The 16,663-nt window shown below is 71.7% G+C and carries 11 protein-coding genes and 1 pseudogene; 8 read left to right on the forward strand and 4 right to left on the reverse strand.

The genetic code is table 11. The annotated features are described in order from the left end of the window. The first annotated feature begins 156 nt into the window (after nucleotides 1-156). Complete coding sequence (locus tag ACWGL3_RS23770) at nucleotides 157-327, forward strand: hypothetical protein (protein WP_267946159.1); 171 nt, start codon at nucleotides 157-159, stop codon at nucleotides 325-327. A gap of 62 nt (nucleotides 328-389) precedes the next feature. Here ACWGL3_RS23770 and ACWGL3_RS23775 read toward each other — a convergent pair whose 3' ends face one another. Continuing rightward, nucleotides 390-851, reverse strand: a complete 462-nt coding sequence (locus ACWGL3_RS23775) for an ATP-binding protein (protein ID WP_267946158.1) — start codon at nucleotides 849-851, stop codon at nucleotides 390-392. Between the two features lie 691 nt (nucleotides 852-1,542). On the opposite strand from ACWGL3_RS23775, the gene ACWGL3_RS23780 reads away from it, so the two are divergent. The 6 genes from ACWGL3_RS23780 to ACWGL3_RS23805 all read left to right on the forward strand — a co-directional run bounded on the left by ACWGL3_RS23780 (nucleotide 1,543) and on the right by ACWGL3_RS23805 (nucleotide 11,020). Beyond that, the gene (locus tag ACWGL3_RS23780; protein WP_452461804.1) at nucleotides 1,543-3,183 is read left to right on the forward strand and encodes a family 2 glycosyl transferase; all 1,641 of its coding nucleotides are present in this window, start codon (nucleotides 1,543-1,545) and stop codon (nucleotides 3,181-3,183) included. Between the two features lie 526 nt (nucleotides 3,184-3,709). After that, nucleotides 3,710-4,690, forward strand: coding sequence for an ABC transporter permease (locus ACWGL3_RS23785; protein WP_267946156.1), 981 nt, complete (start codon nucleotides 3,710-3,712; stop codon nucleotides 4,688-4,690). Between the two features lie 97 nt (nucleotides 4,691-4,787). Further along, on the forward strand, nucleotides 4,788-5,699 hold the full coding sequence (locus ACWGL3_RS23790) for an ABC transporter permease (protein ID WP_267946155.1): 912 nt from the start codon (nucleotides 4,788-4,790) through the stop codon (nucleotides 5,697-5,699). Between the two features lie 14 nt (nucleotides 5,700-5,713). Then, nucleotides 5,714-7,918, forward strand: a complete 2,205-nt coding sequence (locus ACWGL3_RS23795; protein WP_267946154.1) for a dipeptide ABC transporter ATP-binding protein — start codon at nucleotides 5,714-5,716, stop codon at nucleotides 7,916-7,918. 74 nt (nucleotides 7,919-7,992) lie between these two features. Continuing rightward, nucleotides 7,993-9,702, forward strand: coding sequence for an ABC transporter family substrate-binding protein (locus tag ACWGL3_RS23800; RefSeq protein ID WP_452461805.1), 1,710 nt, complete (start codon nucleotides 7,993-7,995; stop codon nucleotides 9,700-9,702). Between the two features lie 262 nt (nucleotides 9,703-9,964). Continuing rightward, complete coding sequence (locus ACWGL3_RS23805; protein WP_452461806.1) at nucleotides 9,965-11,020, forward strand: pectate lyase family protein; 1,056 nt, start codon at nucleotides 9,965-9,967, stop codon at nucleotides 11,018-11,020. A gap of 71 nt (nucleotides 11,021-11,091) precedes the next feature. Here the strand turns inward: ACWGL3_RS23805 and ACWGL3_RS23810 are convergent, their stop codons facing one another. From ACWGL3_RS23810 to ACWGL3_RS23820, 3 genes are all read right to left on the reverse strand, one after another. Continuing rightward, entirely contained in the window at nucleotides 11,092-12,108 is a 1,017-nt protein-coding gene (locus tag ACWGL3_RS23810; protein ID WP_267946151.1) for a hypothetical protein, read from the reverse strand. 936 nt (nucleotides 12,109-13,044) lie between these two features. Next, entirely contained in the window at nucleotides 13,045-13,911 is an 867-nt protein-coding gene (locus tag ACWGL3_RS23815) for a hypothetical protein (protein WP_452461807.1), read from the reverse strand. Between the two features lie 93 nt (nucleotides 13,912-14,004). Then, nucleotides 14,005-15,105 (reverse strand): pilus assembly protein TadG-related protein, encoded by a 1,101-nt coding sequence (locus ACWGL3_RS23820; RefSeq protein WP_267946149.1) that lies wholly within the window; start codon nucleotides 15,103-15,105, stop codon nucleotides 14,005-14,007. 545 nt (nucleotides 15,106-15,650) lie between these two features. Here ACWGL3_RS23820 and ACWGL3_RS23825 point away from each other — a divergent pair. Beyond that, nucleotides 15,651-16,663: pseudogene (locus tag ACWGL3_RS23825) on the forward strand (hypothetical protein); the annotation flags it as partial.

A 16,663-nucleotide genomic window follows, 5' to 3' on the forward strand; every position in this document is an offset into this window, starting at 1 on the left:
CGCCGGAACGCCGGCGGGCCCCGTCGTGCGATGTCTGTCCAGGGGAAACCGGGCGATGCCACCGAAATGCCTACTATGTAGGACTTATCGGTCGTCCCTCTCCGTCACCGGAGCGGCGATTTGTGCAATCCGCGCACTACAGGCAGGCTGCGACACATGGCAGAAACGAACAAGAGCCTCGACGACCTGGTCCGCGACGAGCTGGGCGAGGAGCCGTCGCAGGAGGCGAAGGACTACGCGCGCGAACTCTACGAGCGATACCGGCTCCCCGCGCCCACCGAGGGCGGTGGTGCGCAGGAGCAGCAGGGGGCCGGCACCGAGGGGTGACGGCGGGCCCGCGCTCGCTGGCGGCCGGGGCGGCGTGACGGAGCGGCCGCCCGCTCGAACCCCTACTCCGCCGCGTCCACGGGGTCGGTGTCGCAGTCCCACACCAGCTCGAACCAGACCCTGCGCCCCATCCCGTCGGCGCGGGGCTCGGTTCCCCACTTGCTGGACAGCGCCTCGACCAGGTCCAGGCCACGGCCGTGCTCGGCCGTGTCGTAGGGGTCCCGGTGCTGGGGTTGCGGCGCCTCCACCCTGTTCCCCAGGTCCCGCACCTCCACGCGCGCCCACCCGGGGGCGAGGTGGACGCTGACCTCGAACTTGCCGGTCGCCCGGCCCGAGGCGCTGTGCGTGATGGCGTTCGTGGCGAGCTCGCTGGTCAGCAGCGTCGCCGTGGTGAGTTCGGGTGAGGCGGCCAGCTGCCGGGCGACGAACCGCCTCGCGTAGGCGATCTGGCTCGGCAGCCCCGGGAACCGTCGCCGCGCGGGCCTGCGGGCGGTGCCGGTGCTGTGGGGTATCTCGTCTTCCATGTGATTCGCCGGACTGTGTAAGGGACTGGGCGGAGGGACCGGGGCCGGGAGTGCGTCCGGCGACGGGGGACGGGTCCTGTGGGCGGGGCCGTGCGCGTGGCGCGCGACGAGGGGTCCGAGAGAGCTCTGGGATGCTGCGGTCTCACACATTGGGTTCGCTCCCCGATGACGTGTGTTCGCGGCGGGCAGGGCAACGCAGCGCCGGGTCCTCGAGGCGTCCGTGCCCGTGGGGACGGGTCACGGCGCGGAGCGGACGCACAGGGCGGAGCCCCCTGGAGCAGGGAGGGAAGCGGGACTGTGCCACGACTGCTGCGCAAGGGCGGCGACAGGCGTTGGGTGAGAAGCCGCTTGGCTTCCCCGGGGACGGTGGTGGGGCCTGGGGCGGGCCGTGCTGCATGCTCATGTCTGGTAGCGGATGTGCCCTACGACACTGAAGGGCGTATTCGCGATCAGCATACGCTCTGTGCCTCCCCGGAAACCCAGCCGACCTGGCTTGGTCAGGATAACCCCCGCTGAGCTGCCCGAAGAGGGCGTTCGGCCCGACGGGGCGGGTGAGCGGGCGCGCATATCGGCGGGGATTCGTGACTCGTGGGACTCGAGAGCCCAAGTAACGATTACGTCAAGCTCTCCCTGATTCCGGTGCTTCCCGCGGTCTTGCGTCCGCCGCGTCCGACCCGACAAGGTATGGGGCATGGCCTCCCGCTCCCCGCTTCCCCCCGGCCTCGGTGTCGAGATCGACCGCTCCGTCCGCCTCGCCGACGAGGGGCACCTCCTCCTGGGCGGCTGCCCGCCACGGGCCGTCCGCCTCGCCCCGCCCCAGGTCAGCGCGCTGATCCGCTGGCTGAGCGGCGCGGTCCCCGCCGGAGCGGACGAGGGACTGCTCGCCCGCGACCTGATCAGGGCCGGGCTCGCCCACCCCAGTCCGCTGCCCCTCCCGCCGGGGCGCACCGCCGAGGTGGCCGTCGTCGGCCAGGCGGGACCCGCCGCGCTGGAGACCACGCTCGGCCTCCTCGCCGCGTCCCACCCGGAACTGCGGCCGGTCGTCGTCGGAGCCACCGGGGCCTGCGCGTGGATCGCGCGCAGGCACGGAGCCCGGGTCGTGCCCGGTCCGCCCGGGGGTGCGCAGGCACGGGCGGTGGCGCTGGGAGCCTGCTCCGCGGAGTTCGTCGCCCTGGTCGAGTCGGGAGCGCGTCCCACCGCCGGATGGCTGGACACCGCCCTGGGGCATTTCTCCGACCCCGGGGTGGCGGCCGTGGTGCCCCGCGCGCTCACCGACCGGCCCCGGACCCCCGCCCCCCTGAGCAGGGCGGTGGCGGCCGTCGCCGCCCACGGGGCCGGGCCCGACCGCGGCGCCGACCCCGGCGCCGTCCTCCCCTGGGGGCACGGGACCCCCGACCAGGCGCGCCCGGGGGCCTTCGGTGACCAGGGCTCCGACGATCCGCTGCGTCCCGTCCCGGTGCTGGTCGTGCGCCGCTCCGTCGCCGACCTGGACCCCGGGCTGGGGCCGGCCGCCGAACTCGACCTCTTGTGGCGCCTCGCCGGAGGCGGGTGGTCGGTGCGCTACGAGCCGAGGTCCCGTGTGCGGATGCCGCCGACCACGGACATGGGGGACTACCTGCGCGCGTGTTTCACCTCCGGTGCGATCGCGGGGCCCCTGGCGCGCCGCCACGGAGGACGGGCCGCCGGGCCCGAGGTCTCCTGGGCCGGGGCGGCAGCCCTGGCCCTGGCGGCGTCCGGCCGCCCCGGGGCCGCGCTGGCGGCCGGGGCCCTGGGCGGCGCGGCGGTCGCGGCCGCGGTCTGCGGTCGGGCACGCGCCCCGCTGGCGGAGGCGGTGAGGCTGACGGGGCTCGACCTGGTGCGCACCGCCGGGGCGGGTGCGCGCGCGGCGCGGGCCGGATGGTGGCCGGTGGCCGCCGCTGCCGTGGTCGCCGGCACGGTGGCGCGGGGACGCCGCGGGGCGGTCCGCCCGGTCGCGCCGGGTCGCCCGGATCGCGGCGGTGTCGGGGGCGGCCCTGGTCCTGCCGCACCTGGCGGCATGGCGGAGGGGGAGGGGCGTGACCCTCGCGGGACCGGTGACCTGGACGGTCCTGGGAGCCGCGGGCGATGCCGCCCGCTCGCTGGGCGCCTGGTGGGGGATGGCGGGGGCGCTCTCCGCGGCTCCCCTGGTGCCGCGGCCGGTGGCGGTGGTGGCCGGGGCCGCGCCGTGGGCGCCCGTCGCCGAGGGGGCCGGGGCGGCCGCCGTAAGGGAGAGCGTGCCCGCCCTCGTCAGCCGTCACTGACTTTCGCTACCCAGGGTGAGTGTCCTCGCCTTCGCGCGTCCGCTGTGCCCTGAGCGCGGGACACGGCGGGCACGGGCGTTCGGTGCGCGTTCGCAGGTAGGAGGAGTCAGGGTTTCGTGTGTGTTACTAACTATTGATGTTTGATGGCGCGTTTGTGGCGTTATGTCCAGTTCGAGGGCTTGAATGTTGTTTCGTTCGGGGTGCTCTGGAGTTTATTTCCGCAGCTCAACTGGTGTATTGGTAACTGTGGGGAGTCAGCGGGAAGCTGTGTGTGTAAAGATTGACAAAACGGATGCATCCGGATGGTCGAATGGGCACCGTTGTCTTTTCTTGATGGAGTGGTTACCGTCGAGTGTCTAGTGCTCCCGCAGACTCTTGACATTCCGGTCACTGATCGTGAACCGGATGCAATTGTGTTTTGGTAGTCACCGGGAGTAACCCCCACTGGTGGTCGCAGGAACGTGAAGGCTCAACGGCGGCACCCGCCGCGCCCCTCCGATCCGTGACCCTCGGTGCTCTCAGTCACGACCGCGCACAAGGGACAAGCGTCGGGCTCGGCTGTGAGGTTCGGAGATAGTTTTGGGCAAGTTCCTGGCCAGGCGGCTGCTGAACTACGTCGTGCTGATCTTTCTCGCGACGAGTTTCGCCTACCTGCTCGCCGCAACCAACCTCTATCCGCGCGGTTATTTCGAGCAGATGCAGCCCCCGCCCACGGCCGAGGTCATCAACGCCCAGCTCGACACCCTCAACCTCAACGACGAGACGCCCCTGGCCGAGCGCTACGCGGTCTGGTTGGGCGGTGTGGTCCAGGGAGACTTCGGGCAGAGCATCCAGGGGCGTGACGTCACCCCCCAGATCTGGATGAAGGCCGGCGTCACGCTGCGCCTGATCACGTTCGCCACCGTCCTCGGCGCCGCCGTCGGCATCGCCGTCGGCGCCTACTCCGCCGTACGCCAGTACAGGCGCTTCGACAAGGCCTCCACGGCAGTCGCCTTCTTCGTGCTCTCCGTGCCCACGGTGGTCATCGCGATCAGCGTCCAGGTGGGCGCGACCGCCATCAACGACCTCGTCGGCTTCCAGCTGCTGATCTTCTCCGGCGAGTACTCGGCGGGCTTCCGGGGGGAGTGGTGGCAACTCCTGCTCAACCGGATACACCACGCGCTGCTGCCCACGATCGTGCTCGCCCTCTCCCTGTTCGCGGCCTTCGCGCGCTACCAGCGCAACATGATGCTCGACGTGCTCAACGCCGACTTCGTGCGCACGGCCATGGCCAAGGGGCTCACCCGCAGGAGAGCGCTGTTCAAGCACGCCCTGCGCACCGCGCTGATCCCCACGATCACCTACTTCACCTTCACCTTCGGGATCATGGTGTCCGGCGCGACCTTCACCGAGAAGATCTACGGCTGGCACGGCATGGGCGCCTGGCTGATCGACTCGATCTCCCAGCACGACGTCCACGTGGTCGCGGCGGTCTCCTTCTTCATGGCGGTGACGGTCATGGCCGCCTCGTTCCTCTCGGACATCCTCTACGCCTGGCTCGACCCGAGGGTGCGGGTGTGATCGTGACCGGCCCCCGCACCACCCACGGCGACGCCCGCGCGTCCCGCCCCTCGACCGCCCCGCACACCACCGCGGCAGCCCGGCTGGAGACCACGCCATGAGTACGACCGAAACGAGCACGGAGCCCGCACCGGCACCGGCCGTGCCCCCGGCGCCCAACCGCCTGAGGGACATCGGGCGCCAGCTCCTGGGGACACGGCGCGTCATCATCGGGCTCGGCATGCTCGTCCTGCTGCTGGCCGTCGCCTTCATCGGTCCCCTCCTGACCGGATGGGACGTGGGGGAGCGCGACTACACCTCCCTCATCGACCCGCCCTCGCCCGAGCACTGGATGGGCACCAACCGCACCGGCCAGGACGTCCTCACCCAGAGCACCGCGGGCCTGCAGAGGTCGCTGCTCATCGGACTCCTCGTCGCCCTGCTCTCGACGGCGGTCGCCGCCCTGGTCGGCTCCTTCGCCGGGTACTTCGGGGGCCTCACCGACCGCGGCCTCATGTGGATCGCCGACCTGGCCCTGGTCCTGCCCAGCTTCGTCGTCCTGGCGATCCTGTCCAAGCACTTCGTCGGCAACGGCGGCTGGCTGGTCCTCGTCATCCTGCTGGCCGCGTTCAGCTGGATGGTCACCTCCAAGATGGTCCGCGGACTGACCATCTCCCTGCGCGAACGCGAGTACATCCACGCCGCCCGGTACATGGGCGTCCCCCCGCACAAGATCATCCTGCGGCACATCCTGCCCAACATGTCGTCCCTGCTCATCGCGGACGCCACGATCGCCGTGAGCACGGCGATCATCGGCGAGACCGCACTGAGCTACTTCGGCCTGGGCGTGCAGGCACCGGACATCAGCCTAGGCGTGGTCATCGCCGACGGCTCCCGGTTCGCGACCACGGCGTGGTGGATGTTCATGTTCCCCACGCTCCTGCTGGTGGTCCTCGTGCTCGCGGTGAACATGATCGGGGACGGGCTGCGCGACGCCCTCGACCCGCAGTCCAAGTCGCGCCGCTCCTAGGGGGACAGCAACACATGAGCACCGAAACGGTCGCCGCCACCGACGTCGCCCGAGACGGGCGGACCGCGGACAGCCCGGTCCTGGAGGTCACCGACCTCACCGTCACCTTCCCGGGGTTCGACGGCAACCCCGACGTGCACGCCGTCCGCGGCGTCAGCTACGCCGTCGGACGAGGCGAGGTCCTGGGCATCGTCGGCGAGTCCGGCTCCGGCAAGTCCGTCTCCTCGATGGCCGCCATGGGCCTGCTGCCCGAGCACGCGAGGATCACCGGCTCGGTCCTGCTGCACGGGGAGGAGATCCTCGGACTGGACGACCGGGCGATGGCCGCCAAACGCGGCAAGGTCATCTCCATGGTCTTCCAGGACCCGCTCTCCGGCCTCACCCCCGTCTACACCGTCGGCGACCAGCTGGCCGAGGCCGTCCTGGTCCACGACCCGAAGACCCCCAAGGCCAAGGCGCACGATCGGGCCGTCGAACTCCTCGACCTCGTCGGCATCCCCAACGCGGCCCAGCGCTACCGGTCCTTCCCGCACGAGTTCTCCGGCGGCATGCGCCAGCGGGTCATGATCGCCATGGCCATGGCCAACAACCCCGACGTCATCATCTGCGACGAGCCCACCACCGCGCTCGACGTCACCATCCAGGCCCAGATCCTCGACCTGCTCCGCACCGCGCAGAACGAGACCGGCGCGGCCATCGTCATGATCACCCACGACCTGGGGGTGGTCGCGGGCTTCGTCGACCGCGTCCTGGTCATGTACGCGGGCCGCCCCGTCGAGATCGGCACCGTCGACGAGATCTACTACAGCAGCCGCATGCCCTACACCATGGGCCTGCTCGGCGCCGTCCCCCGCATGGACCTGGACCGCCAGGGCGCCCTCGTCCCCATCAAGGGCACCCCGCCGTCACTGTCCCACCTGCCGCCCGGCTGCCCCTTCGCGCCGCGCTGCCCCATCGCCCAGCCCGAGTGCGAGGCCGCCGAGCCCGAACTGCTCGCCATCGGCTCCCAGCCGAGCGCGGAGGCCATCCGGCTCGCCCACGCCGACGGCGGGACCGCGCCCGGGAGCACCGGGGTCCACGACACCGGCGTGCAGAGGGTGGCGTGCATCCGCTCCGGCGAGATCGCCGACCGGGGCTGGACCGCCCAGGACATCTACCCCGTCCCGGAGATCCCCGACGTCCCGGCCGCCGACGTCCCCCGCGAGGACCGGCCCGAGATGCTGCGGGTCGAGGGCCTGGTCAAGCACCACGCGCTCAACAAGGGCATGGTGTTCAAGCGGCGCGTCGGCACGGTCTACGCGGTGGACGGCATCGACTTCGACATCCGCGAGGGCGAGACCCTCGCGCTCGTCGGCGAGTCCGGCTGCGGCAAGTCCACCACCCTCATGCAGATCATGGACCTGGAGAAACCCCAGAGCGGCTCCGTCTCCGTCATGGGCAAGGACGTGACCACGCTCGGCAAGAGCGGGCGGTTCGCGCTGCGGCGCGACATGCAGATCGTCTTCCAGGACCCCATGAGCTCCCTGGACCCCCGCATGCCGGTGTTCGACATCATCGCCGAGCCCCTGCGGGCCCACCGGACCGGCACGGCCGAGGTCACCCGGCGCGTCTACGAGCTCATCCAGCTCGTCGGCCTCGACCCCGAGCACGCCACCCGCTTCCCCTCGGAGTTCTCCGGCGGCCAGCGCCAGCGCATCGGCATCGCCCGTGCCCTGGCGCTGGAGCCCAAGCTGCTGGTCCTCGACGAGCCCGTGTCCGCGCTCGACGTGTCCATCCAGGCCGGCGTCGTCAACCTCCTGGAGGAGCTCCAGGCCAGGCTGGGACTCTCCTACCTGTTCGTGGCGCACGACCTGTCCGTGGTACGGCACATCGCCGACCGCGTGGCCGTCATGTACCTCGGCCGGATCGTGGAGATCGGCGACACCCGGTCCGTCTACTCCAGGCCCGCGCACCCCTACACCCAGGCGCTGCTGTCCGCCATCCCGATCCCCGACCCGGAGAAGGAGCGGGCCCGTACCCACATCGTCCTCGACGGAGACCTGCCCAGCCCCGCCAACCCGCCCTCGGGTTGCAGGTTCCGGACCAGGTGCCAGAAGTTCATCACCCTCTCCGACACGGAGAAGGACACGTGCGTGAACGTCGAACCGCAGATCCTCGCCACCAACGGAGGAGACCAGGGCGCCGCCTGCCACTACGCGGAACGGCGCCAGGTCGTCTGACCCCCCCGGCCCTTCGAGGCACGGCCGGCGCCGCCCCGCGCGCCGGCAGAACCACCCCCATAGGAGGAATCCCCATGCGAATCGGGAAGGCGCGCTATCTCGCCCCCGTCGCCGCCCTGGTGATGGTCGCCAGCGCCTGCGGCAGCGATGACGGAAACGACCCGGACGCCGCGCAGGAGGAGGTCGCCGCGCTGCCCGCGTCCGACCTCAACGCCGCTCCGCGCGAGGACCTGCAGGAGGGCGGCACCTTCGTGTGGGCCCTCAGCGAGTACGAAGAACAGCACAACATGGTGCACGTCCAGGGCAACAAGGCCGAGGTGCGCCGTGTCCTGGGCGCCCTCATGCCGACCCCGACCCGGTTCGACGACGAGGGCGGCTTCGCCCCCAACGAGGCCTACGTCCTCGATTACGGGGTCAGCGACGACGGCCTGGAGGTCTCCTACACCCTCAACCCCGACGCGGTCTGGTCCAACGGCGAGCCCATCACCTGGGAGGACTACGAGGCCCAGGTCATCACCCGCAAGGGTGAGCGCGACGGCGAGTTCGAGGTCGGCTCCGACACCGGCTACAAGTGGGTCGAGGACGTCGTCCAGGGCGAGGACGAGTTCTCGTTCACCCTGGAGTTCTCCCAGCCCTACGCCGACTGGCCCGCCCTCTTCGACATCGTGTACCCCAAGGAGTACATGGAGGACGAGGAGCTCTTCCTGGAGGGCTACGACGGCGAGATCCCCGTCACGGCCGGCCCGTTCGCGAACCCCGAGTTCGACGACGTCACCCAGCGCATCACGGTGACGAAGAACGAGGACTGGTGGGGCGAGCCCGCCATGCTGGACGAGATCGTCTTCACCCACGTGGCGATCGACGGCCAGGCGACCGCGTTCAACAACGGTGAGATCGACGCCTTCTACCTCGGCTACGACGCCGCGGCGTGGGAGCTCCTGAAGGACCGCGAGGGCACCTACTTCACCCGCGCCGTCGACAACGCCCACCGGTTCATCTCGCTGAACGCCGGCAGCGAGATGCTCCAGGACAAGAACGTCCGCCAGGCCATCTCCATGGCCGTCAACCGCGACACCATGGCCGAGGTGGCCCTGGGCGCCGTGGACTGGCCCATCACCGGCGAGGTCAACCGCCTGCTCCGCTCCAGCCAGAACGGCTACCAGGACAACAGCGACCCGGTCGGCACCTACGACCCCGAGGCCGCGGCGGCGCTGCTCGACGAGGCAGGCTGGACCCTGGAGGAGGGCGCGGAGTTCCGCACCAACGAGGCGGGCGACACCCTGACCCTCGGCTGGGTGGCCTCCGAGGACATGCAGCTGGCCAAGGACGAGGGCGACATCGCCCGCGAGATGCTCGCCGAGGTCGGCGTCGAGGTGGACGTCCAGAACGTGCCCGGCAACGCCCTGTTCTCGGACTACGTCATCCCCGGCAACTACGAGATGGCCAGCTTCGTCCTGACCGGCTCCAACCCCTACCCCACCGACTCCGAGGGCAACTACAGCGGCCCGTACGACGAGGCGGGGGAGGACTGGGGCAACAACACCAGCTTCCACTCCACCCAGGAGATCAACGACCTGTTCTCCGAGCTGGCCGGGGAGACCGACCCGGACCGCTACGCCGAGATCGCCAACCAGATCGACGCCGCCATCTGGGAGGAGGTCCTCACCATCCCGCTGTTCGAGCGTCCCGGCCAGTACGCGATGGACGAGAACCTGCGCAACTGGGGCGCCTACGGCGTCGCCGGCAGCTACGTCTACGAGGACATCGGCTGGCTCGCCGAGTAGCCTCCGCGACGGCACCGCCCACGGCGGTCCGAGCAGCCGCTGCTCCGAGCGCCGAAGGACACCGGGGCGCCGGTCCCCGACAGGGGGCCGGCGCCCTTCGCCGTGCCAAGCCGCCCGCGGTCCCCGATCCGCCACCGGCCCTCGGAACGAGCCCCGCGCGCAGGGGGAACCGGGCCCTGGGTTGGGTCTGCGAACCCCGCTGTGGCAGGGTCGGGGGTGCAACCCCCCGCCCCCCGTTACCCCGCTCGCTGGAAAGCTCTCGATGAGACCTCACCCCATCCCCGCCGCGGCCGCGGCGGTGCTGCTCTGCGCGGCCCTCGTCTCCTGTACACGCGAGGAGGAGGAACCCCGGGACGCCGTCGAGCCCCCCGTCGGCGCGGCCGTCGAGCCGCAGACGGAGGAGGCCGACGAGTCGAGCCCCCCGCCCTCGGAGGAACCCGGGGAGGAGGACCCGTTCGGCACCCCGGTGGGCTGGGCCGGCGAGCCCCTGGAACGCGACGGCGAGGACCACCCCGGCGTCACCGGCGGAGCGGGGGGTGAGACCGTCACCGCGTCCGACGCGGACGAGCTCTCCGACCACCTCTCCGACGAGGAACCGCTCACCATCGAGGTCAGCGGACGCATCGACCTGAACGGGGCCGTCGAGGTCGGCTCCGACAAGACGCTCGTGGGTGTGGGGGACGGCGCCGAGCTCACCGGCGGGAGACTGGTCGTCGACGGCTCCAGCAACGTCGTCCTCGCCAATCTGGCGCTGGAGTCGGACGGGACGGCGGTGGCGGTCCGCGGAGGGGCGCACCACGTGTGGGTGGACGGCTCCACCCTCACCGGGGGCGACGGCGGCGCCGCCCTGGTCACCGTCACCGGAGGCGCCGACAACGTCACCCTGTCCTGGAACCACTTCCGGGACGCGGAGTCGGCCATCGGCATCGGCGGCGAGGACGACGAGCCCGGCGCCCTCCGCGTGACCGTGCACCACAACTACTTCGACGGGACCTCCGGCCGGCACCCGAGTGCCCGGTCCGCCGAGCACGTGCACGTGTTCAACAACTACTACCGGGCCAACCCCGAGTACGGGGTACGGTCCACCCACGACGCCAACGTGCTGGTGGAGGGCAACTACTTCGACGGAACCCCGGTCTCGGTGGCGCCCGAGGACGAGGAGCCGGGCAACGTCGTCACCCGCGACAACCTGCTGGTCGACTCGGCCCAGCCCGACCTGCGCGGCGCCGTCCCCGACCCGCCCTACACCTACGAGCTCGACGACACCGCGACGGTCCCCGACGTGGTGGCGGCGGGAGCGGGCGCCGACACCCCGTAGCCGCGGGCGGTCGGCGCCGGGCCCCGGGGCGGGGCAGTGCCGGGGCCCGATGCGCGCCCGCTTCCGGGGGCTCAGCTGAACGAGTGGTACTCGTAGCTCTCCGCGAAACCGCCGGCGGCCCGGTAGTCGAGTCTGCGCGGATATCCCTGCTCGTCGATCCACAGCTCGAACTCGGCGTTCGACACGAGGGTGAGGGTGTTGACCCCGCTGTCCTTGTCGTAGCCGCCCACCTTGGCGGAGAAGGTCCCCGTGTAGAGGTAGGCGCTGTGGGTGCTCCGCTGGCCGGGCCACCGCAGGTCCACCTCCTCCAGGCCGACCAGGGCCAGGTCGGAGGAGGTTTCGAGGATCTCGTGCAGCTTGGCCGAGCCGAACCCCCGCGAACACAGGTAGCCGTCCGCCTCGCTCGGCGGATCCAGGAGCTTGAGCCCCCGGTCCGCCGTCATCATGAGCTGCCCGTCGCCCACGTCGTAGCGGTAGACGCTCTGTCCCTCCGTCGTGGTGAAGAAGTGGTCGAACTCCGGCTCGGCCGTGGCGTCGTACATGACGCGCCCGCGGCCGGAGGCCACGTTCGGGTACGCGGGCGCCGCCGGGACCGCCCCGGCGGCCGGCTGTCCGGCGGCACGCCGGGCGTCGTCGGCGGAACCCCCCGAGGCGGGCAGGACCCGGGGCGCCCGCCGCTCCTGGTCGGGCGCCTCGGACCCCTCACCGCCTTCTGGGCCGTCCGGGCGCTCCCGGCCCTCAGAGGCCTGCGAGCCCTCCGGCCCGGCGCTCCCGTCGTCGACGGTGAAGGTGATGTGGAAGGCGGCCGAGTCCTCCACCAGGCCCGCGGCCACCGCCACGTAGGACTCGGCGTCCTCCGGGTCGGCCTCCGAGGAGGGGGCGCCCGTCCGGGGCGGCCGCGACTCGGGACCGTCCGCGACCTCCAGGGGCCGCAGGGGGGAGCCCAGCGTGAGCCGGGCCACCCCCCAACCGCTGGCGATCACGGCGAGGCAGACCACGACCACGAGCACGGACACCAGCCAGTTGGGGCGCTCTCCCCCCTCCGGAGGCGGGTCCTCGGAGTCGGAGGTGCGCGGTATCGACGGCATCGACACGGCCTGGGCCTCGTTTCTGCGAATCGGAACGCGCCCGCCAGGGCACGGAGGGGGACGGCGGCGCATCTTCGTCAGCTGGCGTTGTCGGGTTGCGTCTGCGGGGGGTACGACGCGGTGACGCAGTGTTCTGTTCGATGGTCGCATGCACGTAATCGCTCCCCGCATCGGCGAACCGGAGCACCCAGTCCAGGTGCGGCGTCTCCAGAGCCGGCTCCAGGAAGCCGAAGGTGCGGGTCCGCGACAGCCTTCGCAGGGCCTCCTCCGACGCGTGCTCCCACAGTGCCCGGACCGCTACCCGGGCCGCGCCGGTCGCGGCGAAGGAACGGCTGGAGAAGAGTTCGTGCAGCTCATCGGCTTCCAAACGAAGAACGGTCGCTTCGAGTACCTCCGATTCCAGCAGTCCCAGGAGCGCCAGCGCACAGTCGACGCGAGCCACGGGGTCGGGAACGAGCGTGCCCCGCGAGCAGCGCAGGACGGCTTCGGCCGCGGCCACAGGATCCAGCGTCCAGTCACCGTCCGGTAGGCGTTCGTGGCCGATTGTGGCCTCGTCGTTATGGTCCGGCCCGATCGTTCCGCCGCTCCCGGGGAGCCCGTGGCGGCCGGTCCCGTTCGCACCGGGCTCTCCGCCGGAGCGACCGCCGGGAGGGGCCGCCTCCCCGGGCGGAGCCTCCGGGACCCGGCCCAGGGCGGCGTGCACGGCGCCGCGGACCTCCGCGGGCAGTTCCCGAACCGGTGCCTGGACCGCGAGCGCCACCACGGCGGCCACCACGACCAGCAGGGCCGTGTACTCGATCACGGCGTTGCCCCGGTCCACGTCGGGCCTCCTCTCTCCTGTCGGGGACGGTGGCGGGGGTACTGCGGGCGGCCCCCGGGGACTCGGCGGGAAGGGCGCGGGCGTCGGGCACCGCGCTCGGAGGGGCCACCCGGGTCTCAGGGCTCCGGGGGAGCCGTCAGCAGGGGAGGCCGTGCCGCGTAGGCGCGGATCTTCCGGCGGACGCGGCGCAGACGGTGCGGTGGACACGACCAGCCCCGTCGGACGAGCGTGTGCAGGAGGCGCCGCACCAGGCGGTCGGGGCGCCGCCGGAGGTCGTACACGCCGACGGAGACCACCTCCCAGCCCTCGGCGCGCATCGCGGCGTAGCGGGCGCGGTCGCGGGCCAGGGTCTCTCGCGAGGAGTGGAACTCCAGGCTGTCGTACTCCAGCGCCACCCCCAGGGAGGGCCAGCCGAGGTCGGCGTGGAACAGGCCCTCCGCGGTGGCGATCGGACACCGGGGGACGGGAGGCGGCAGCCCCGCCTCCAGGAGCAGTACCCGTGCCCACGACTCGGCGGGGGACTGGCTCAGGGCACTGGAGTAGGACAGCGCGGAGCGGAGCCGGCGCAGCCGCGGTTGCGCCCGGGCCGCGCGGGCCATCTCGTCGTCGGTGACCAGCCCCCGTGAGAGGAACCCGTCGAGACGGGCCGTGGCCACGAAGACCGAGGGGGCGCGTGCGGCGACGTCGGCGGCGGTCCTCGCCGGGGTGGTGATCCGGACGCCCTCCACCACGGTGGTGTCGGCGGGCGGCAGGACCTCCCTGTGGGCGACGACCGGGGCCCCGGCGGTGCTCACCCCCGGCGGTACCGACACGTGCAGCCGGGTGCGGGTGGGCCGGGCGCCGCGCGGGTACAGGTCCACGCCCCACACGTAGGCGGCGGTGACGTCGGCGGCGACCGCCGTGGCGGACACCGTGTCGAGGACGGGGGCGAGTGTGCGGAGGAGGAGGGAGCGGTCGGGGAGGGCGACCCCACGGAGTGTCATACCTCCAGGCTGGACCGCGGCCGGAGGGGGGACAAGGGGGAGTTCGCGCCTGTGGACGGCCGCGCCGGACCGCCTCCGGCGGAGGCGGCGGCCCTACTGCATGTTCCCCTCACCCGCGGCCAGGTGGATGTGGTCGACGTGGTCCTGCGTGTTGTTCCCGGTGTCCTGGTGGAAGCGGCGCACGCTCTCCCAGGGCCCCACCGGGTCGAAGGCCGCGTTCCAGATGTGGTGGTCGTAGATGATGCCCTTGACGCGCAGCTCCCTGGCCCGCGGGATGATCCAGTTGATCACCGTCACAGCGGTCTGGTGCATCTGCGGGGTCGGCACCGCGCCCAGGTCCGACACCATCATGTAGTCGACCGCCTGGCCGGTGTGGTGGTCGCTCCCGGGCTCCGTGCGCCGTCCGCCCGCGGAGATGTAGAACCCGCCGAACTCCTCCTGGAGGCGGTTGTGCACCGCGCACATCGCGGGGTGGAGGGAGCCGAGCGAGGAGCAGTTCACCACGGCGCCGCCCCCGAAGTACGAGTCCGGGTCGAACCTGTACCGGCCCTCCTGGTCCACCAGGTGCACGGCGACCAGGCGCTTGGCCGACTCGACGTCGGTGACCGGCCCGCCGCCGCAGTCCATGACGCCGCCGTCCACGCCGCAGTCGTGGGGGACCCGGACGATCGCGATGGCCGAGGCGTTGCCGACCACGGTGTCGGTCTCGTCCTCGCTCCCGTCGCACACCACGTCGTTCCAGTGCCGGGACCCGTCCTCCTCCAGCTCCCTCTGGCAGACGGCGCCGCGCACCTCGACCCGCACGATGTTGCCGTACCGCCCGAGGCTGTTGTCGCTGGCGCGGATGTCGGTCAGGACCGCCCCGTTGGCCCGCGCGTACTCCTCGGCGCGTCCCTCGGCGACCTCCTCGTCGAACCACGGGTACGGGATGCCGCCCTCGACCATCTCCTGGGCGGCCTCGTCCTGCAGGGCGCCCACGGCGGCCAGCGCGGCGGCGTCGGCGGCCGTCTGGACCCGGGAGCGCGTGTCGTTGGCGGCGCCGACCCTGACGAACAGCAGGGTCAGGGCCAGCAGGGCCAGGGTGAGGCCGAAGAGCAGGAGGGTGTTGGCCTGCCCTTCGTCGTCGCGGCCCAGGAGGGGCCGGGGCCTCTTCCGGGCTGAGGAGGAGGGGAGGAGGGTCCGTCGCAGTCCCATGTGTTTTCCGTGGGTGGGGGCCTTCCCCGTGTGGGCGGGGAGCGGGGGCGGGTGTTCGAGGGGCCGGGAGCGCGTCGCGCAGGGCGTGCGTGCGAGCGCATCCGGACAGTTGCCCTGCCGGGCGCAGCTTATCCGGGCTTGTCCATGATCGGTAGTCGCCTGTGGACGGAACCGCGTTTCACGCGACGCCGGAGGGGGTTTTCGTCCTTTTGATGTCGCCCTGGGCGGTGGAGGCGTGACCACACCTGGCCATCGGCACGGGAGTTCGTCCACACCCGCCTGTTGGCCCGTTTCGCGGCGCTTGGCCTGGTAAGAAAGGAAACGCGGACCGACCGTCCCGCCGTGCCGACGGGTGTGCCCGGGAGGGATGCGGGGGCCGCGCCGGGCTCGCGCGCGGGTTTTTGTCGTGTGTTCGGCCAGAATCGGATTCCACCCGGAAGGATGTACACCGTCCGGAAGCCGCATACGGGGAACTTTCCCAACCCTCACGGCAATCCACCCAAGAAATCCACGTGCCACATACAGGGCAACTAGAAGGCGAGAACATGAGCGCCCGAAAAGCGATGACGCCCGTCGAACAGGACGAATCCCTCCGCGGTCTGGGAGCGGACCTGCTGCGGACGGCCCCCGAGGACTGGGCCAAGTTCCGGCTCGTGTACTCGGGACTCGCCGACGCCGAGTCCGCCCACTTCGAGGTCATGTTCGACGGGGGCCGGAGCACCGGGTGGCTCCCGCCGCTGTCCGCACTGGAGGTACTGCGGGAGGTCCGCTCCGGCATGTACACGCACGGGAAGGGCACCTGGTACACGGCCTACTTCGAGTACGACCGGACCGGCCGGTACCGGGTCCGGTACGACTACGACAACGAGCCCTGGTTCGACGAGCCCCGGGACGCCGCCGACTACATGCTCGACCTGGAGTACTTCCCCCGCGACGACGAGCACCTCCCCGACTGGCTCATGGAGAGACTCGAGGGGGAACGGGTGCCCGACACGTCGGAGGCCTCGTCGCCCTGGAGCGTGTTCCGGAGCGCGCGCGTCACGCGGGAGACCAGGATCGCTCCCGGCGACATGTCGCCCGAGGAGATGATGGACACCGTCCAGGAGATCGTCGACCGCACGATCGAGTCCGTGTGGGGCGAGTGGAGCGAGATCGTCGTCGACTACAAGGGGCTCGTCGGGGTCTCCGCGGCCAGGGTCAGCGTGCGCACACCGGACGGCGGGACGGAGTGGGACCTCCTCCTGCCGGAGGCCGGCCGCCTGCTCGGCCGCCTGAGGACGGGCATGTACCAGCCGGGCAAGGGGACGTGGTTCACCGCCCGCATCACGATCCAGGAGTCCCGGGAGATCGGGGTCCACTTCGACCACCAGAACCCGCCGGAGTTCGACGTGGAACCCGACCCCCGCAGCTACCACCAGGACATGCGGTACTTCCCCCGCAGCGCCGACCACCTCCCCGACTGGCTCCTGGACCACCTGAGCGCCGCTCAGCGCCTGCTCCGCGCCGACGCCGCGTCGCCGTGGCGCGTGAACCTGAGCGCGCGCGTCACCCCGGAGCC

The organism is Nocardiopsis sp. NPDC055824 (assembly GCF_053616335.1).